Below are 18636 nucleotides of genomic sequence, written 5' to 3' on the forward strand. Positions count from 1 at the left end.
AGGACTGCCGTGAACGCCTTCGTCCTGAACCGGCACGGCCGCATGGTGTTCCCCTCGAACATCATGCCCGAGCTGGACTTCTCCACCATGGAGACGCTGGAGCAGCTGGACAGCGTCATCCGCCGTGACTTCGAGACCAAGGCCCCGAGCGGGACCGAGATCCTGGAGAGGGTGCGGACCGGCGCGTACGCCAGCCGGTACGACCTGATGCGGGACCTCGCCTTGAACCTGTTCTGGGCCAACCGCTTCTCGATCACCATGTACGACAAGCGGCCGACCCGCTGGGGCGACCTGCCGCGCAACCGATCCGACGTCTTCCTGCCCGTCCTGGAGCCCTGGGAGGACGGCGAGGCCAAGGTCAGCGGCGTCCAGGAGGCCTACCCGCAGCTGCCGTCGAAGTGGAACGAGGGCTGCGAGGACCGCATCTTCGACATCCTGTTCGACGTCTTCGCCAACCGCCGGCACCACGCGTCCACGCTGCCGGCGCTCAAGCCCACGGTCGCGGAGTTCCTGGAGCAGCCGGGCAACCTGACCTTCCGGCTGCCGCACTACGACCCGGACTACCCGGTCTACGACTACACCGACATCCTCGACGTCTCCGAGGACGTCCCCGAGCTCGAGGCGCTGCACCGCTGGGCGATGGTGCTGCACAACCAGTACCCGTGGGAGCGCTCCCAGGTGGAGCTGGCCGACGCCAGCCAGCTCAAGGACGAGGACTGGGTGGTGGCCTTCCACCCCCGCGACAAGGAGGTGCGCGCCTTCCTGCGCCGGCTGGGCGCCGGTGCCGAGCCCCGGCACGTCGCGGGGCCCCGGGAGTCCCGGCCGCCGGTCCGGCCGTACCCGGAGCTCGACGTGCGGCAGCGCTTCTCGGTGCGGCCACGGATCGAGGCGCTGGCCGCGGTGCACGGCGACCAGGTGTGCAGCAACGACGACCTGATCCGCAACACCGCCTACAACTGGTCGCCGATGAGCGCCGAGGAGATCGCGTCCAAGACCGGCATCGAGCAGCGGGAGTACAGCTCGCTCCCGCTGGAGGAGCTCGCCCTGCAGGCCGCCGAGGCAGCGCTGGACAAGGCCGGGCGGCAGCCGGAGGAGATCGGCGGCGTCCTGGTCTGCACCTGCACCAGCTCCCGGCTCATCCCGTCGCTGGCCACCTACCTCTGCGGTCAGCTCGGGATGCACCAGGTCTACGCCGCCTACGACATCATCGCCGCCTGCGCCGGCATGCCCTACGGCGTCGCCGACGCCGTCCGGATGCTGCAGGAGGTCGAGCGGCCGGTCCTCGTGGTCTGCGTGGAGAAGTTCTCCGACAAGATCGGCAACGTCCGCACCTCGCGGATGATCTTCGGGGACGGCGCGGCGGCCCTCGTCGTGGGACCCGCACCCGAGGGTGCCGACGGCGACATCGACTACATGAAGACCTACGCCAGCGGCCCGGCCAGCGAGGTGAACTCGATCCTCTGGCCCAACCCCGAGTTCGACAACAACATCACCGTCTTCGGGCCGCAGGTGAAGGCGCTGGCCGGCCGCTACCTCTCCCAGATGATCGACGAGCTGGGCCAGCTGCCGGCGCCGGAGGGCCGGGACGGGTCGCTGATGGACGCCATCGACCTGATCGTGCCGCACCAGGCGAACAAGACGATGGTGATCCAGCTGGCCGAGCGGGCCGGGCTGACCGCCGACCAGCTGTACTTCAACATCGAGCAGGTCGGCAACACGTCCTCGGCCAGCATCCCGCTGGCCATCCACGACGCGGTGCGCGACGGGGTCATCACCGAGCCGGTGCGGGTCTTCGCGCCGGGGTTCGGCGCGGGCGCCGTGGCCGGGTACGCCGTGATGCGGGTCGACCCGGCGGTCGTCGCCGTCCAGACGGCGTCCGTGCCGCAGGAGCACGGTGCGGAGATGCCCGCGCCCGGCCCGTCCAGCGACACCGGGTCGGCGTCGGAGGGGATGCGGGAGGCCTTCGGCTGAGCGAGGACCTCCCGGCTCGCTGCCCCGGGAGTGAGTGTGCGCCGAGGCGCGGTCCCTGTGTCAGGGACCGCGCCTCGGCGCACGTCGTCGCCTGCCGGCCTGGCGTCAGCCGGGGCCGGGACGGCGGTCGCGCACGTAGGAGCCGGGGGCCGGCTCCAACGGCGGGTGCGCGGCGCTGCCCAGCGTCTCCGGTGCCGGGATCTCGTCGCCGGAGCGCTCGACCGCCCACGCCGACCACGGTTCCCACCAGCTGCCGGTGTGCTCCTCGGCCGCCGCGCGCCAGGCGTGCGGGTCCGGCCCGGGCTCACCGCCGGTCCAGTACCGGGCCCGGGGGTTGCCCGGGGGGTTGACCAGGCTCTGGATGTGGCCGCTGGAGCTGAGCACGAAGGTGCTCGGCCCGGAGAGCAGCTGGGTGGTCCGGTAGCAGCCGTCCCACGGGGTGATGTGGTCGGTGAGCGCACCGGTCACGAACGTCGGCACGGTGATCCGGCTCAGGTGGACCGGTGTCCCCAGCACCCGGAGCGCCCCCGGCTTGACCAGCGCGTTGTCCCCGAAGACGTCGAGGAACTGCTCGTGCAGCCGGGCGGGCAGGTTCGTCCCGTCCGCGTTCCACGCGAGGACGTCGAACGCGGGCGGGTCCTCACCCATGAGCCACTGCTCCACCAGGTAGTTGAAGATCAGGTCGTCCGGGCGCATCCAGGTGAACATCGAGCCCATCTGCCGGGCCGTGATGACGCCCCGCCGGCGCGAGTTGCGCCGGGCGACCTCCAGCAGCCGCGGACCCGAGAAGGCACCGAGCGGGGCCCGGCTGGAGAAGTCGAGCAGGGTCACCGCGTAGCCGGCGGCGTGCACCCGGTCGTCACCGGTCGCGGCCAGGTGGTTCAGCGCCGTCGTCATCACCTGTCCGCCGGCGCACAGGCCGAGGGTGGTGACGTCGTCGGAACCGGTGATCTCCCGCGCGACGTCGACGGCGGTGACGACGCCGCCGGCGTACTCGTCCAGGCCCCACTCGGACTGCTCCCTGGTCGGGTTGCGCCAACTGATCATGAAGACCTGCAGGCCCCGGCTGACCGCGTACTCGACGAGACTGCGTCCCGGCCGGAGGTCGAGGAAGTAGAAGCGGCCGATGGGCGGCGGCACGATCACCAGGGGCCGTTGCCGGACGCGAGGTGTCGACGGCGCGTACTGGATGACCTCGACGACCTCGTCCCGGTGGACGACGGCTCCCGGTGTGATGCCGAGGTCCTCGCCTACGGTGAAGGCGCTGCGGTCCACCTGGCGGGGCAGCCCGCCGTTGCGCACGAGGTCGTGCAGCGCGTTCCGGAGCCCCCGGACGACGCTGACCCCGGCGGTGTCGAACGCCCGCTTGAGCGCAGCCGGGTTGCCCAGCAGGGTGTTGGTGGGCGCCATGGCGCTGGTCAGCGCGTTGAGCACGAACCGCACCTGCTCGACCTCGCGCCAGTCGGCACCGCCGGCCTCGAACTCGTCGACCAGGCGGCCCAGGGACGCCGCCGACGCGAGGTAGGACTGGGCGAGGCGGCGGTACCCGGGGTGCAGCGACCAGGCCGGGTCGGCGAACCGCTTGTCCTTCGGCGAGGGCGCGATCTCGTCGGTGCCCCGGAGGATGCGCAGCGTCTCCCGCCCGAGCCGGACGGCCTCCCGGGCAACGGGCCGGGGCCGGGCGAAGGTCGCGACCAGGCCCTTCGCCATGCCCCGCGGTGAGGGCAGGCCGACGGGCTCCCCGCCCTCGATCGGGGCCGGCGCCGCGGCGTCGTCCGGCGCTGGACGCGGGCGGGGAGTCGTGCGCGGGCGCAGCGGTGTCGTCGTGTCGGTCATGGGGTCCCCCTCTGTGAGGCACGTCACACGGGCGCGACCCTAGCCCGGGCGGACACCGGGTGTCTCCTGTCGCGCCGGCGCGAGCAGGTGGGAACGGTGGAGCCCACGCCGCCCGGGCAGGCGCTCATCGGCACGTCGCGGGCACGTCGACGGCCGAGACGGGTGCGTGGGCGCTCCGGGGTCGGCACGGGGACTAGGGTCGGCTGCGTGCAGCTGCCCGACGGGCTGGTCGCCGTCGTCAAGCGGGACTGCCCGACCTGCGTCCTGGTGGAGCCGGTGCTGCGACGGCTCGGCGCCGCGGTGTGGTGCCAGGACGACGCGGGCTGGTTCGACCACGACGACACCGGCCTCGAGGTCTCCTACCGGCTGGACGTCGAGACGGTCCCCACGCTCCTGCGGGTCGAGGACGGCGCGGAGACGGCGCGGGTGGTGGGCTGGAGCCGGGAGCAGTGGGAGGCACTGACCGGGGTCGCCGGGCTGGGCCCGGGCCTGCCCGAGCACCGGCCCGGCTGCGGGTCGCTGTCGGTGGACCCGTCCCGGGTCGACGCGCTCGAGGCCCGGTACGGGAGCACGCGGCTGGCCAGCCGCCGGGTCGAGCTGGCCGACCTCGAGGACGAGCACGAGGCGCTGTTCGACCGCGGCTGGACCGACGGGCTGCCCGTCGTCCCGCCGACCCCCGAGCGGGTGCTGCGCGTGCTGCGCGGGACGACCCGCGACCCCGGTGAGGTGGTCGCCGTCGTCCCGCCGGACCTCGTGGAGTGCACCGTCGAGAAGGTCGCGGTCAACGCGGTGATGGCCGGCTGCCTGCCCGAGCACCTGCCGGTCGTCCTCGCGGCGCTCGAGGCGGCGTGCGCGGAGGAGTTCGCGCTGCACGGCCTGCTGGCGACCACCTACTTCGCCGGACCGGTCGTCGTCGTCAACGGGCCGGTCGCCGCGCGGATCGGGATGAACAGCGGGGTCAACGCCCTCGGGCAGGGCAACCGCGCCAACGCCACCATCGGCCGGGCCCTGCAGCTCGTCGTGCGCAACGTCGGTGGCGGCCGTCCCGGCGAGGTCGATCGGGCCACCCTGGGCAACCCGGGCAAGTACACCTTCTGCTTCGCCGAGCGCGAGCAGGACAGCCCGTTCCCGCCGCTGGCGGCCGACCGTGGGGTGCCCGGGGACGCGGTGACCGTCTTCGGCGGGTCCGGGGTGCAGCCGGTGGTCGACCAGCTCAGCCGGGATCCCGGGTCGCTGGCCCGGTCGTTCGCCGCCTGCCTGCGCGTCAACGCCCACCCCAAACTGCCGATGGCCTTCGACGCGATGCTCGTCGTCTCCCCGGAGCACGGCCGGGTGTTCCGGGAGGCCGGCTGGGACCGCGCCCGCCTGCTGGCCGAGCTCGACGGCCTGCTCACCCTGCCGGGCGCCGAGCTGGTGCGCGGGGCCGGCGGGATGGCCGAGGGGGTGCCGGCGGCCCCGGCGGGCGCCGGGCTGCCGAAGTTCCGGCCGGGCGGGCTGCTGGTCGTCTCCGCCGGCGGCGACGCCGGGCTGTTCAGTGCCGTCGTCGGTGGTTGGGTGGGCGGCGAGACGGGCAGCGTCCCGGTGACACGGGAGGTGCGCACGTGAGGACGGTCCTCGACCCCACCGGCGAGCGGCAGGCGCCGACCCGGGCGCCGCTGCCGCGCCCGCCGTCGCTGCGGGACCGCACCGTGGGGCTGCTCGACATCAGCAAGGCCCGGGGAGACGTCGTCCTGGACCGGCTCGAGGAGCTGCTCCGCGCGGACGGCGTGACGGTCCGCCGCTACCGCAAGCCGACGTTCGCGCGGGTCGCCCCGGTCGACCTGCGGCACGAGATCACCGAGCAGTGCGAGGTGGTCATCGAGGCACTGGCCGACTAGGGCTCGTGCACGTCGTGCAGTGTGCACGACATCGCCGACCTCGACCGCCGCGGCGTGGTGGGGGTCTTCCTCGCCAGCGAGGCGTTCGCCGACGCCGCCCGGCTGCAGGGTGCGGCGCTCGGCTTCCCGGCGCCGCACGTGCTGGTCCCGCACCCGGTGCAGGACCGCACGGACGCCGAGCTGCGGGTGGTCGCGGAGGAGGCCTACCCGCTCGTGGTGGCCGCGGTGACCGCCACGGCGTAGCGGTCCGTCCGCCGACGTCCGGCGCGGCGCCGGTCCGCCGTGGGGCGCCACCCCCTTGTCACGGGTCCGGAGCCGCTCGACGATGTCCGCCCAGGCAGCGGCCGGATCGAGGACGTCCATGGACCTCCACCACACCGCCGTCCACGGGAGACACCGCCGGAGGAGGGCGCGCCGGCCGCTCCTCGCCGGCCTCACCGTGGCGCTGCTCGCGGTGCTCGCCGTCGTCGCCGTCCTGTGGCAGCGCGAAGCCGGTTCTCCCGTCGACCACGAGGGCCACGAGCCGCTCCCGGCCGCCCGGGGTGGGGCGGAGCCCTCCCCGGAGCCCTCCCCGGAGCCCTCCCCGGAGCCCGCCCCGGCTCCCGCGTCCGCCTCCGCGCCGGCCCCCGCCGCGGCCCCCGGTCCGGGGACGGCGGCGGCCCGGCCGGCGCCGGCGGCCAGCGCGGCGAGTCCGGGGACCGGTCCGGCACTCGCCGTCGGCGCGGCCCCGCACCACGTGGCGGTCGCACCCGACGGCCGGTACGGCTACGTCGCGGACCCCGCCGCCGGTGCGGTGGTGCGCGTGGACACCGCGTCGGGCGAGGTCACGGCGACCATCCCGATCCCGGCGGGACCGCCCAAGATGGTGACGTTCTCCCCGGACGGGAGCCGCGCCCACGTCTCGGCCTACACGGAGGACTACGGCGCCAACGCCGTCGTCACCCTGGACACCGCGACCGACACCGTGACCGGGACCGTCGAGGTGGGCAGGGGCCCGTACGCGGCGGCCACCAGCCCCGACGGGAGGTTCCTCTACCTGCCGTACTACGACGAGGACCACCTCGACGTGCTCGACACGGCCAGCGGGGCGGTGGTGGCCCGGATCCCCGTGGCGCCCTGCCCGCACTGGGTCGCCGTCACCCCCGACGGGCGGTACGCCTACACGACCAACCACTTCTCCGACGTGGTGACGCTGCTGGACCTGGAGACGAACACCGTCGCGACGACCATCCCGGTCGGGGACGGCCCGCACAGCCTCGAGCTGTCCCCCGACGGGACCCGCGTGGCCGTGGTCGACTACATCGGCGGCGACCTCGAGTTCATCGACACGGCGACCAACACGGTGGTCGCCACCGTGCCGGACGTCGGGGACGGGCCGCAGGACGTCACCTACGCCCCCGACGGCCGGCACGTCTACACGGCCAACGTCGACGACGGCACCGTGTCGGTGATGGACGTGGCGTCCGGCGCGGTCACCGCCCGCATCCCGGCCGGCGACAGCCCGACCAGCGTCGCGGTGACCCCGGACGGACGGCGTGCCCTCGTCACCGTCTTCGAGGGCGGCACGGTGCTGGTGCTGGACACCGCCGCGGCATAGTCCCCGGCGTCCCCGCCGCCGCCCTCGTGCGCGGCGTGCGGGTGCCGGTCACCAGCGCAGCGGCTCGATCCGCCGGGAGTGCGCGGTGCGGCAGGCCCGGCAGTTCCCCCAGCTGACCAGGGCCAGCGGCGTCGTGGGGGAGCCGCACTCCGGGCACTCGACGGACTCCTGCGACCGGGTGCGGGCCTCGGTGATCTCGCGGGACCGTTCCTCGTGGATGGTCTCGTCGCCCCTGCAGGGGCACCCGAGATGGACTTCGGCGCAGCGTCCACGGTGTGTGGTGATGGGGCCTCCTCGTGCCGGTGCCGACGTTACCGTCCCCGGTCCCCGTCGACGGCCAGGTCAGGCAGGTATCTGCGGTCAGCGGCCGCGGCGGCTGACCCGGAGGACCATCCCGTCGGCGCCGGCGAGGACGACCAGCGGGCCGCGCCGGAACCAGGTCCGCGTCGGGTCGTCCGGGTGCGGCGACACGTCGTCGGGCGCGTCGAGACAGCGCTGGACGTCGGCGTCGGCGATGCCCGCGCCGGTCGCGGCCTCCCGGGCTCCGCGGGTCATCCGCAGCGCCGGGCCGGCCTGCCGGCCCCGGGACGGGGGCCCGGCCCGGCGGGTGGGGGAGGTGGTGGGCCGGACGTCGGTGGCGGTGTCCTCGTGCTCGTCACCCGTGGACGGGGGCGCGAGGAAGGTCAGAGCGGGTGCGCTCATGCGGGGGTCCAGACTCGAACGGGCGGGAGACCGGGGGCCTCTCCGCGGTGGGGGCGCCTGGTGGCGCCGTCGCCCGGTCGCGCGCGCGTCGCGCTGCCGTCGGGCGGTGGTCGATGGAGCGGGCACCGAGGGGCTCCGCGACCACGACGCTACGCCGTCGTGGTCGCGTCGGCGCGGGAGGCCTCCTCGGCACCAGGAGGCGCGGGAGTCCCGGACCGCGGCCGGTCGACCGTCAGCGGGAGCGTCATCCGTGCGCCGGTGGTCGCGGTGGCGACCGTCGTGACGGGCCCGTGACGACCGGGTGACGCCGCCGCCCGACGCTGGCCCGGACGGCGCCGTCGCGGGGGATCCCGAGGGGACCCGCGCGGCCCAGGGCCTCCGGGCCGGGTCCTCCGGGTCCCGCTGTCCTGGGGCACGGCGACGAGACCGCAGCGAGGAGGACGTGATGTCGGCACCCCGGCGCGACGCCGAGGAGGTGCGGGCGGCCCGGGCCGGCCTGCGCGACACCCTCGGCAGCCGCTTCGCCGAGAAGGCCAGTGACGAGTACTGCCTGGCGGTGGCCCGGGGCACGCGGACCGCCGGTGCCGAGGCGCTCGGTCCCGGTCCCGGACCCGCCGCCGCGGCGACCGTCGTGGAGTTCCGCGACGACGCGCCGGTCCCGTCGCTGCCGCGGCTGACCGAGCGCCCGGGCTGGGCGGAGGAGCGGGCCGCGTTCACGACCCTCGTGGCGGGGGACCCGGCCGGGGCGCCGGTCCGGCTGCGGACGGCCGTGCGGCAGAAGCTCGTGGAGGACGCCCGGGCCGCCGGCTACCGGGGGATGGGCGAGGTGTACCAGGAGATCGAGCGGCTCTCCGGCGGCATGCTGCGCCCGTCGCGCGAGGTGCTGGGCGACCCGCAGATCCCGACCGCGGTCAACCAGGTGTGCTGGCTGAACCGCACCGTGCGCACGTTCGCCCCGCCGGAGGCGCTGGCCGAGGTGGCCGCCGCGGACACCGTGGCGGCCCTCGACGTCCCGCGGCGGCTCCGTGCGGACGCCGACGTCCCCAACCACCGCTGCATCGGCCTGCCCGGCTTCCAGCAGCAGCACCCCGGCCTGACCGGTCGCGGGGTGACGGTCGCCGTCATCGACGGCGAGGTGGCGCTCACGCACCCGGCGCTGGCGCAGCGGGTCGTGCAGCGGCGCAACTACACGCCCGAGCAGTGGGGCAACCCCTCGCCGCACGGGACGGCGGTGGCCGGCATCGTCGGGGCGGCCGACCCGGCGGACGCGGGGATCGCCCCGGAGGTGCTGATCACCAGCTACAAGGTCCTGGCCACCGCCCCCGTCGGCAACGCCGACGACTTCGGCGGCGCGATCGCCATCCAGCAGGCGCTGGAGGACGGCGCGGACGTGGCGAACTGCTCGTGGGGCGCCGGACCGGCCGGGGACGGCACCGGCCGTGAGGCGCGCGCCGCCGACGCCGCCTGGCGGCTGGGCCTCGTCGTGGTCAAGAGCGCCGGCAACCGCGGCCCGGGTGCGGCCACCATGACGACCCCGGCCGACGCCCCCGGCATCCTGGTCGTCGGTGCCACGGCCCTCGACGGCGGCCGGGTCGAGGACTACAGCAGCCGCGGCCCGGCGGGGAGCAAGTCCGGCCCCGACGTGGTCGCACCCGGCGGCGGCGACACCGCGCGGATCCGCTGCTGCCTCCCCGGCGGCGGGTTCGGGGACGCCGGAGCCGGGACGAGCTACGCGGCGCCGCACGTCGCGGGCATCGTCGCGCTCCTCCTGCAGGACGACCCCGACCTGGTCCCCGACCAGGTCCGCGAGCGACTGCGGGCAGACGCCCGACCGCTGCGGGACGCGCCGGTGTCCGCCCAGGGCGCGGGGCTGGTGTGCCTGACCTGACGCCCGGGACGGCGTTCCCCGTCAGTCCGGGAGGCCGGCGTCGGGCTCCAGCGGCCGCGGGAGGTCGATCGCGGCGACCGCGTCGTCCTCCGCCACCCGGACGAGCTCTGCCGCGGGGATGCTGCTGCGCACCGTCTGGTTGATCCACGCGGTCTCGAGCACCTGGCCCCCGACGGCGGCGATCCGCTCGGCCACCCCGGCCAGCTCCCGCTCGAAGCCGGCCTTGACGGCCTCGACGCGGCTGGCCCGGGACCCGGTGGAGGGGACGGCGACCGGCTGCATCTCGACGACGACCTCGAGCGGGCTGCGCCCGTCCACGGCGGCCAGGCGCTCCACCACCCGGGGGCTCAGCTTGCCGGCCGGGTCCGGCGAGGTCGCTTCCGCGACGTCCTCGTCCACGGCGTCCTCCACTCCGCTGCGGAGCACCCGACGCTACCCCGCGGGTCGACCCGGCCGGCCCGGCTCAGCGAGGTCGTCCCCGTGGTCGGCGTGACGACGAGGTCGCGGTGACGTCCGTGTGACGCCGCGGTGACGGTGCCCCACCGAGCCTGGCCCCGGACCACCCGAGCACGACGGAGGGGGAGGCATGCCCGGACCAGCGGGACCGCGCGCCGGAACGGTGGCGGACACGACGGCCGACCCCGTGGGCGGTACCGGCGGGCACCGGGCCGGTGCGCGGTGACCGGGTCGATCGGGCCCAGGCCCGCCCGGCCGCAGGACCGGCCGTTCATCCGCAACAGCATGGTCGCCGACGCCCTCATCGACCCCGAGGAACGGGCGCGCATCGGCTTTCCCGGGAGCGACCAGGAGCCGTTGCCCGTCGTCGTCGAGCTCAACCTCGAACACGCCGGTGGCCTGACCAAGGCCAGCGAGGTGTTCGAGGAGGAGTGGCGCAGTGTCACGGACGCCACCGCGGTGCGGATCGCGGACACGTACTACCGCGGGATGATGTCGGTCGACGACGTCCGTGAGCTCTGCCGGATCGACCTCGAGCACGCGGAGCCCAAGCGGCGGGCGATCTACCGGATCTGGCCGGACTTCCCGGTGGAGCCGCTCATCGACCGCTCGGTCACGACCGTCAAGGGGGACGCGGCGAGCCGGGCCTACGACGCGGCCGGACGCGGCATCACCTGGGCCGTCATCGACTCGGGGATCGACGAGGAGCACCCCCACTTCAGGGACGTCCTGGACGGCGACGTCGCCGAGCTGCACCGGGACTTCACCAAGGAGGTGCCCGACGTCGCCGGCGCCCTGGTCGACGACTTCGGCCACGGCACCCACGTCGCCGGGATCATCTCCGGGGGGCTGCCCCCGGACACCGCCCACGTCGTGGGGGAGTACCAGTTCGACCCCGCGCACCCCCGGACCGGACGGCTGCAGCAGCGCGCGGTGGAGTCGCCGCGGCTGCTGCACGGCGTCGCCCCGCTCACCAAGCTGGTGAGCCTGAAGGTCCTCGACGGCGAGGGGCGCGGCAGCTCGATGAACATCGTGCGGGCGCTGGAGTACGTCCGCAAGGAGCTCAACGGCCAGAGCAAGCTGATGCGGGTCCAGGGGGTGAACCTCAGCGTCGGCTACGAGTTCGACGCCGCCTGGTTCGCCTGCGGGCAGAGCCCGCTGTGCGTCGAGGTCGACCGGCTGGTCCGGTCGGGCGTCGTCGTCGTGGTGGCCGCGGGCAACACCGGCTACGCGGTGCTGAACTCGACCCAGCGCCAGACGAAGGTCGGCGTCCCCATGACGATCAACGACCCCGGCAACGCCCGCCTGGCGATCACCGTCGGCGCCACCCACCGCTACATGCCGCACACCTACGGGGTCTCCTACTTCTCCTCCAAGGGCCCCACCGGCGACGGCCGGTCCAAGCCGGACCTGGTCGCGCCGGGCGAACGGATCACGTCCTGCGCGGCCGGTCGCAACAAGAAGCCGCTGCTCGAGCTCCTCGGTGCACCCCCGGGAGACGCGGCGGCGGGGCGGTGCGCGCTCTACGTCGAGGACAGCGGCACGAGCATGGCCGCGCCGCACGTCTCCGGCGCCATCGCCGCCTTCCTGTCGATCCGCCAGGAGTTCATCGGGCAGCCGGAGGAGGTCAAGCGGATCTTCTGCCAGTCCGCCACGTCCCTGGACCGGGAGACCTACTTCCAGGGCCGGGGGCTGGTCGACATCATGCGCGCGATCCAGTCCGTCTGACCGAAGAGGGGACCGTCATGGCCGACATCGAGGGACTGCCGTACTGGACCGTGCGGTTCGACGCGGACGGCGACCCCGACGGCCGGCTCCGGCAGGAGCTGCTGACCGAGCTGCCCTCCCGCGGGGTGCAGGACCTGTTCGTCTTCTCGCACGGCTGGAACAACTCTCCGCAGGTCGCCGACCTCCTCTACCGCCGGTTCTTCGCGCTGGTGGCCGCCGAGCTGGGGGAGCTGTCCGCACCACGGCCGCGGGTGGGGGTGCTGGGCGTGGTCTGGCCCTCGATGCGCTGGCTCGACGAGGCGATCCCCGACTTCGCGGCAGCGGAGTCCGGTGGCGCCGCATCGGCCGCGCCGGCCGCCGAGGAGGACCCGGTCACGGCGCTGAAGGCGGTGTTCCCCGCCCCGGCGCAGCAGGACGCGCTGGAGCGGATGGCGCACCTGCTCCGCGAGCAGCCGGAGGACACGGCGGCGCTGGTGGAGTTCCAGCGGCTCATGGCGGTCCTCGGCGGCACCGACGCGGACGCCGAGGACGCCGGCGAGGCGGGCCTGGTGCAGGCCGACCCCCTCGACGTCAGCGACGGGATGGCGCGCGCGGTCGAGGCGGTCCCGTCGGCGCAGAGCGAGGGCGGGGCGGCCTCGGTCGGCCTGGCCGGGGCGGCCCTCCCGGACGACGAGGCCGGTGCGGCGGGCCTCCGGGACCTGGTGTCCCGCCGGTGGGAGGGCGCCAAGCAGGCGCTGCGGCAGTTCACCTACTTCCAGATGAAGCGGCGCGCCGGCGTCGTCGGCGAGCGCGGACTCGGCCCGCTGTGCACCGCCGTCCGTGCAGCGGCTCCCGGCGTCCGGCTGCACCTGGTCGGGCACAGCTTCGGGGCCCGGCTGGTCTCCTTCGCGCTCAAGGGGCTCCCCGGCGGGCCGGAGCCGGCGATCGCGTCCCTGACCATGCTGCAGGGGGCGTTCTCGCACTTCGCGTTCGCCGACCGCCTGCCCTTCCGGGACGAGGGCGGGGCGCTCGCCGGCCACGCCGACCGCGTGGCGGGGCCGATCGTCGTCGTCCACTCGGTGCACGACACGGCCGTGGGCGCCCTCTACCCGGCCGCGTCCCTCGCGTCCCGCGACGACGCCGCGGGGATCGAGGACCTGCTCTACCGGTGGGGCGCGATGGGTCACGACGGTGCCCAGGCGGTGGACGCCGCCTCGTCCACGCTCGAGCCCGGAGACCGGCCGGTCGTGGCGGACGGCGCCCGGTTCCTCAACGTCGACGCCGGTGCGGTGGTGCGCCACGGGCCCCCTCCCTCCGGGGCGCACAGCGACGTCTTCCACCGGGAGCTCGCGCGCCTGGTGCTGAGCGCGGCGCGGATCGGCGGGCCACCCGGGGCCGCCGAACCCGTCCGCGTGGAGGCGGGCGAGGCCTGAGCGCCGCTGACGGTGACGAAGCGGTGACGGCGGACGCCGAGCATGACCACCGGGCGTCGTCGACCTCGCCCACTGACGCGGAGCACGGCCCCGGAGGGCAACCGTTGAAGATCGTCATCTCCTACGCCCGCGAGGACCGCGCGGTCGTGGACGAGCTCGTCGAGACACTGCGCCTGCTGGGACACGACCCCTGGACCGATGCCGGCGCGCACTCCGGGGGCCGGTGGTGGGACGAGATCGTCGAACGCATCCAGCAGTGCGACCTGCTGCTCGCCGTGACCTCGCCGGCGTCGCTGGCGTCGAAGGCGTGCACGCTCGAGCGCCAGTACGCGCTCGCGTCGGACAGACTGTTCCTGCCGGTCCTGGTGGCGCAGGTGAACATGCAGGGTCTGCCGTCGGAGTTCGCGCAGATCCACTTCTTCGACTACACGGTCCGGAACTCCTCGTCGACCGGACGGCTCTTCCGGGCGCTCGGCCAGCTGCCGCCACCGCGGCCGCTGCCCCACCCGCCACCACCGCCCCCGCCGCCACCGCTGTCCTACCTGAACCTGATCGCGGACAGGGTCGGCGCGCTGGTCCCGGACCCCTACCTGCAGGACCGCATCGTCACGGACCTGACGACGGGTCTCCGGTCGGCCGACCCGGAGGAGAAGGCGACGGCGGCCGACCTCCTGCGCAGGTTCGTCGAGCACCCGCAGAGCCTGCAGGGCCCGGCCGAGCGCGCGCGCCAGGCGCTGTCGGCAGCTCCCCGGTCGCGGCCGGCACGGCAGGGGTGGCAGGCCGCGCCCTCCCTGCCCGGACCGGTCGCGCGGTCCAGGGTCACCAAGGTCCTCGCGTGGATCGGGGGGGTCACCGTGGTGCTCGTCGGCCTCGGCGCCTGGGGTGCGCTCCGGATGGACGACGCGCCCACCCTGTCGACGGACGTCGTCTCGCAGCGGGTCTACGACGAGCTCGCGGCGCTGGGGTACTTCCCGTCGGCCGTGCAGTGCGGGAGCCTCAGGATGGAGGTCGGCGCGACCACGTACTGCCAGACCGCCGGCGTCACGTTCGCCGGGGTCACGGCGAGGGTCACCGGTGTCCAGGGATCGGACTACGCGTTGGCCCTGGAGTGACCGGCGCCCGCCGGGTCCCGGAGCCCGGGGGAGCGCGCTGGTGCGGGCGGTCGGCTCATGGGTCGGGCGCTGCGGTGTCGCGCCGGGCGCCCACCGCGGGTCCGCTCGCCCCTCGACGACGACCGGGAGTGGGGTCGATGACCCGCATCCTCGGGTCGGAGGTGTCCAGCCCGAGCAGCCGCACCATGTCGGCCGTCCCGCCGGACCCGTCACCACGCCGCCCGTTCCACACGACGATGGCGTGCAGGTGGGGGTCGATCGACCGGGCCACGTCCACCATCCAGGCGTTCGCCCGGGCGAACACGTCGTCGGGCCGGCCGCCGTCGTCACCACCGAGCACGCGCACCTCGGCCGGTCCCGCCACGCGCTCGAATCGGGCCGCCCAGTCCGTCCCCGGGACGTCGACCGACCGCCGGATGAACTCCTCCCGCGGCAGCGCCAGGAAGAGCACGACCCGCGCACCACGGGCCTGCCCCTCCTCGGCGACGATCAGGTCGGCTCCGCGGGCTCCGCCACAGATCACCGTGCTGTCCGGGCCGACCTGCCAGGTCGCCAGGGCGTCCCGCACCTCCGCCGCGACGCGGGGGACCTGGTCGGCGGGGAACCGTGGGCAGGGTCGATCGGGGAGGTCCACCATGTGCCCGGTGGCCAGCACGACACGGGTGGCGGTCATGGCACGAGCGTGGGGCACCGGCCGCTGCAGTGGAAGGACGCTGCTCGGCGTCGGGCCACAGCGCGGTCGACGGGCGCGGTGACGCGGCGGTGACGGCCGTGTGCTGCCATCTGCGCCCAGCGGTGCGACGCGTCCCGTGGCATCGACGACGAGGACGTCCAGACCTCGAGGGGGAGCCGTGCGCGCCTTCGTGATCCGTGGCTTCGGCGTGAAGGCCGGCGTGGACTTCGACCGGGTCCACGAGGACCTGATCGGGCCCGCGGTCGAGGCCGTGGGGCTCGAGGGCGGCACCACCGGCGTGATCGTGGAGGCCGGCAACGTGCGGGACGACGTCATCCACGAGCTGCTCATGGCCGACCTCGTCGTCGCGGACGTCTCCGTCCACAACGCCAACGTCTTCTACGAGCTGGGTGTCCGTCATGCGGTGCGCCACCGCGCCACGGTGCTCATCCGCGCCAGGATCGACGAGATGCCCTTCGACCTCCGGGGCGAGCGCTACCTCTCCTACGACCAGTCGGCCCCCGCGGAGGCGGTACCGCGGCTGGTCCAGGCGCTCCGGGAGACGCTGGCGAACGAGCGCGTCGACAGCCCGGTGTTCGCGTACGTGCCCGGCCTGGCGACCGGTGGCCGCGCCGCCCTGCTCGAGGTGCCCCGGGACCTGGCCGAGGACATCGAGCAGGCGCGTGAGCAGAAGTGGGCCGGTGACCTGCGGCTGATCGCCGAGGAGGTGACCGGGCTCCGCTTCGAGGAGGCGGCCCTGCGTGCCGTCGCCCGGGCCAGCGCGGACGTCGGCGACGACTCGGGGGCCAGGGACGCCTGGGAGCGGATCCGCGCCGCCCACCCGGACGACTTCCAGGTCAACCAGGCGCTCTCCGACACCTACCGCAGACTCGGGGACCTCGTCGCCTCCGACCAGGCGATCGAGCGGGCGCTGGGGGGCGCGGCGCTGGGTACCCGGGACCGGGCCGAGCTGTTCGCGCTGCGCGCCAGCAACAGCAAACGGCGCTGGACCAAGCAGTGGCGGAGTGCGGACGACCCGTCCGCACGCGTGCGGCTGGCCCTCCGGTCCCGGGAGCTGGAGGGCGCGCTGAGGTCCTACATCCGTGGCTTCGAGGAGGACCTGAACCACTCGTACTCCGGCATCAACGCCCTCGCCATGGGGCGGATCGCGCTCGAGCTCGCCGTCCGCGACCGCTCCACCTGGCAGACGCGCTTCGACACCGACGAGGAGGCCGACATCGTCATGCGGAGACTGGGGTCCCAGGTCGCGTCCCTGACCTCCACCGTCCGTGCCTCGTTGGACACCGCACGGGCACGCTGCCACCGCGCGGGGACCACCGACCCCTGGCTGGACATCAGCTTCGCCGACCTCCGGTTCCTCACCAACGACGACCCCGAGCGCGTCAGCGCCGCCTACGAGGCGGCCATGAGCCCGCTCCTGAGCCGCGCCACCGTCCGGTCGATCAAGGAGCAGGCGGAGATCTACCGCGACCTCGGGATCCTCGTCGAGAACGCCGAGGCCACCCTGGCCGTGCTGCCGGAGGCCGGCGTGCAGGAGACCGCGAGGATCCACCCGCTGGTCTTCTCCGGCCACATGATCGACGCTCCCGGTCGCGAGCAGCCGCGCTTCCCGCCGGACGCCGAGGAGGTCGCGGCGCGGGCGATCCGGGAGCAGGTCAGCGAGATCAAGGCCGCCGCCGAGGCCGACCCCGGAGTGGAGCTCCTCGGTGTCGCCGGCGCCTCGGACGGGGGCGACCTGCTCTTCCACGAGGCCTGTCACGAGCTCGGGGTGACGACGCACGTCGTGCTGCCGGTGCCGGAGCTCGTCTACCGCGCCACGGCCCTGTCCCGGCAGGCGTCCCGATGGGCCGAGCGGTACCACACCGCTCTCCGGCGAGCCGCGGAGGTCCGCACCCTCGCCCGGAGTCACACCATGCCCGGCTGGCTCGCGACGCGACCGGACTACGACACCTGGCAGCGGAGCAACCGCTGGGTCCTCCACTACGCCTGGGCGACGACGACGACCGGGCGGGTCACCGTGCTGGCGCTCTGGAACGGCCTGATGGGCGACGGCAAGGGCGGCGTCGCGGACATGGTCGCCACCGGGCTGCAGCGGGGCGCGGAGGTCGTCACGGTGGACACCGTGGGGCTGTTCGGGTTGACAGAGGCCCTCGGGAACCAGCCCGCAGGCGTCGCCGTGGGATCGGGCGCCGCGCCGGACCCCACGCGGGCACGTGTGCCGGAGGGACCCGGCGCCGTCCCCGCTGCGGCCGACCGGGTCGGCCCACTGGGCGGTGCCGTCGGCATCCTGCCGACGGCCGTCGAGGCGAGTCCCCTGCAACCGGACACCGCCGGTGACACCGGTGTCCTGGACGGTTAGGGGCACGCAGGTGGGTGCAGAGACCGGACGCCCCTCCCCGACCGCTGCGGCCGGCCCCACGCCGTCAGCGGATCGTGTCCTCGACCTCGCCTGGCGCCGTCATCGGCAGTGGTCCGTGGCGGCGGACGCGGGGAGGAGGCGGTTGGAGAGGTGGCGGCTGTGCAACCTGGTGCTCCTCGTGCTCGGTGCACTGACAGGGGCACTGGCGTCGCAGACCTGGGCGGCCGGGCTCCTCGCCACGGGGTCGGCGGTGGCCGCGGCCGTCGCCCTGGGCCTCGCGGGACTCCTCCAGGCGCACGCCCTCACCACGGAGCAGACCGCTCGCTGGACCCGTGCCCGGGCCGCGTCGGAGGCCCTGAAGGCGGAGGTCCACCGCTACCTCGTGGGGGTGGCACCCTACGCGCGGGCGGATCGGGCCCAGGTGCTCCAGGCGCACGTGGACGAGGTCCGGACCCGTGCTGCCGCGCTCCTGGTCGACCAGCAGCACGCGCCCGTCGACGACCGCCCGCTGCCCGCGCTGCGCACCGTCCAGGAGTACGTGACCGTCCGCGCCCAGGGGCAGGCGGCCTGGCACCGGGACAGGAGCGCCGAGCACGCCCGGCGGGCCAGGCGCCTGCGCGCCTGGCAGCTGGCCGCGACCGCGGTGGGCGTGGTCCTCGCGGCCGTCACCGGGTTCCTCCCCTCGTGGCGGCTGTCCACCTGGACGGCGGCGGCCACGACCGTCGCCGCCGCTCTCGGCGCGCACCTGGCCGCCACCCGGCACCAGGGCATCGCCGCGGACTACGCCGCCACCGCCGACCAGCTCGAGACACTCGTCGCCGGCTTCGACCAGGCGTCCGCGACACCCGACCAGCAGGCGCAGTTCGTCGCGGACGTCGAGCGGGTCCTCGCGGCACAGAACCACGGCTGGCTGGACCTGCTGAGCCACGAGCCGGCCACGGGCCAGGCGGCGCCCGGGACCTGAGGGTCCGCTCGCCCCCTGCGCTGCCGCACACGGGCCGGGG

14 protein-coding genes and 1 pseudogene are annotated in these 18636 nt (G+C 74.8%); 10 read left to right on the forward strand and 5 right to left on the reverse strand.

What is annotated here, in order from left to right; genetic code table 11:
* Positions 1 to 9 precede the first annotated feature (9 nt).
* A complete protein-coding gene (locus tag ABQ292_RS01060; protein ID WP_369202344.1) occupies positions 10 to 1971 on the forward strand; it encodes a 3-oxoacyl-ACP synthase III family protein in 1962 nt (653 codons plus the stop codon).
* Between the two features lie 105 nt (positions 1972 to 2076).
* Here the strand turns inward: ABQ292_RS01060 and ABQ292_RS01065 are convergent, their stop codons facing one another.
* Positions 2077 to 3807 carry a PHA/PHB synthase family protein gene (locus ABQ292_RS01065; protein WP_369202346.1) on the reverse strand — a complete coding sequence of 577 codons (1731 nt, stop codon included), beginning with the start codon at positions 3805 to 3807 and terminating at the stop codon, positions 2077 to 2079.
* Positions 3808 to 4014: 207 nt separating this feature from the next.
* Here ABQ292_RS01065 and ABQ292_RS01070 point away from each other — a divergent pair, with 207 nt between their 5' ends.
* The 3 genes and pseudogenes from ABQ292_RS01070 (at position 4015) to ABQ292_RS01080 (ending at position 7281) form a co-directional block, all read left to right on the forward strand.
* The gene (locus ABQ292_RS01070; RefSeq protein ID WP_369202348.1) at positions 4015 to 5412 is read left to right on the forward strand and encodes a thioredoxin family protein; all 1398 of its coding nucleotides are present in this window, start codon (positions 4015 to 4017) and stop codon (positions 5410 to 5412) included.
* Positions 5409 to 5927: pseudogene (locus ABQ292_RS01075) on the forward strand (UGSC family (seleno)protein). Before ABQ292_RS01070 ends, ABQ292_RS01075 begins: the two are co-directional and overlap by 4 nt.
* A gap of 118 nt (positions 5928 to 6045) precedes the next feature.
* A complete protein-coding gene (locus tag ABQ292_RS01080; RefSeq protein ID WP_369202350.1) occupies positions 6046 to 7281 on the forward strand; it encodes a YncE family protein in 1236 nt (411 codons plus the stop codon).
* A 48-nt stretch (positions 7282 to 7329) separates the two neighbouring features.
* On the opposite strand, the gene ABQ292_RS26725 is transcribed toward ABQ292_RS01080, so the two are convergent.
* Both ABQ292_RS26725 and ABQ292_RS01085 read right to left on the reverse strand, forming a co-directional pair.
* Complete coding sequence (locus ABQ292_RS26725) at positions 7330 to 7566, reverse strand: hypothetical protein (RefSeq protein WP_499802586.1); 237 nt, start codon at positions 7564 to 7566, stop codon at positions 7330 to 7332.
* 75 nt (positions 7567 to 7641) lie between these two features.
* Positions 7642 to 7983, reverse strand: coding sequence for a hypothetical protein (locus tag ABQ292_RS01085; RefSeq protein ID WP_369202352.1), 342 nt, complete (start codon positions 7981 to 7983; stop codon positions 7642 to 7644).
* Positions 7984 to 8428: 445 nt separating this feature from the next.
* On the opposite strand from ABQ292_RS01085, the gene ABQ292_RS01090 reads away from it, so the two are divergent.
* Entirely contained in the window at positions 8429 to 9871 is a 1443-nt protein-coding gene (locus ABQ292_RS01090; RefSeq protein WP_369202353.1) for a S8 family peptidase, read from the forward strand.
* 21 nt (positions 9872 to 9892) lie between these two features.
* Here ABQ292_RS01090 and ABQ292_RS01095 read toward each other — a convergent pair whose 3' ends face one another.
* The gene (locus tag ABQ292_RS01095; protein ID WP_369202355.1) at positions 9893 to 10270 is read right to left on the reverse strand and encodes a hypothetical protein; all 378 of its coding nucleotides are present in this window, start codon (positions 10268 to 10270) and stop codon (positions 9893 to 9895) included.
* A gap of 279 nt (positions 10271 to 10549) precedes the next feature.
* Here ABQ292_RS01095 and ABQ292_RS01100 point away from each other — a divergent pair, with 279 nt between their 5' ends.
* The 3 genes from ABQ292_RS01100 (at position 10550) to ABQ292_RS01110 (ending at position 14579) form a co-directional block, all read left to right on the forward strand.
* Complete coding sequence (locus ABQ292_RS01100; RefSeq protein WP_369202357.1) at positions 10550 to 12055, forward strand: S8 family peptidase; 1506 nt, start codon at positions 10550 to 10552, stop codon at positions 12053 to 12055.
* A gap of 17 nt (positions 12056 to 12072) precedes the next feature.
* Positions 12073 to 13467 (forward strand): hypothetical protein, encoded by a 1395-nt coding sequence (locus tag ABQ292_RS01105; protein WP_369202359.1) that lies wholly within the window; start codon positions 12073 to 12075, stop codon positions 13465 to 13467.
* Positions 13468 to 13571: 104 nt separating this feature from the next.
* A complete protein-coding gene (locus tag ABQ292_RS01110) occupies positions 13572 to 14579 on the forward strand; it encodes a TIR domain-containing protein (protein ID WP_369202361.1) in 1008 nt (335 codons plus the stop codon).
* A 55-nt stretch (positions 14580 to 14634) separates the two neighbouring features.
* Here ABQ292_RS01110 and ABQ292_RS01115 read toward each other — a convergent pair whose 3' ends face one another.
* Positions 14635 to 15252, reverse strand: a complete 618-nt coding sequence (locus ABQ292_RS01115; protein WP_369202363.1) for a hypothetical protein — start codon at positions 15250 to 15252, stop codon at positions 14635 to 14637.
* 178 nt (positions 15253 to 15430) lie between these two features.
* On the opposite strand from ABQ292_RS01115, the gene ABQ292_RS01120 reads away from it, so the two are divergent.
* Positions 15431 to 17632: a tetratricopeptide repeat-containing protein gene (locus ABQ292_RS01120; protein ID WP_369202365.1), complete on the forward strand. Its 2202-nt coding sequence runs from the start codon at positions 15431 to 15433 to the stop codon at positions 17630 to 17632.
* A 115-nt stretch (positions 17633 to 17747) separates the two neighbouring features.
* Positions 17748 to 18596, forward strand: coding sequence for a DUF4231 domain-containing protein (locus ABQ292_RS01125; RefSeq protein ID WP_369202367.1), 849 nt, complete (start codon positions 17748 to 17750; stop codon positions 18594 to 18596).
* The last annotated feature ends 40 nt before the right edge of the window (positions 18597 to 18636 follow it).

Source organism: Geodermatophilus maliterrae, from assembly GCF_041018925.1.
GTDB lineage: Bacteria > Actinomycetota > Actinomycetes > Mycobacteriales > Geodermatophilaceae > Geodermatophilus > Geodermatophilus maliterrae.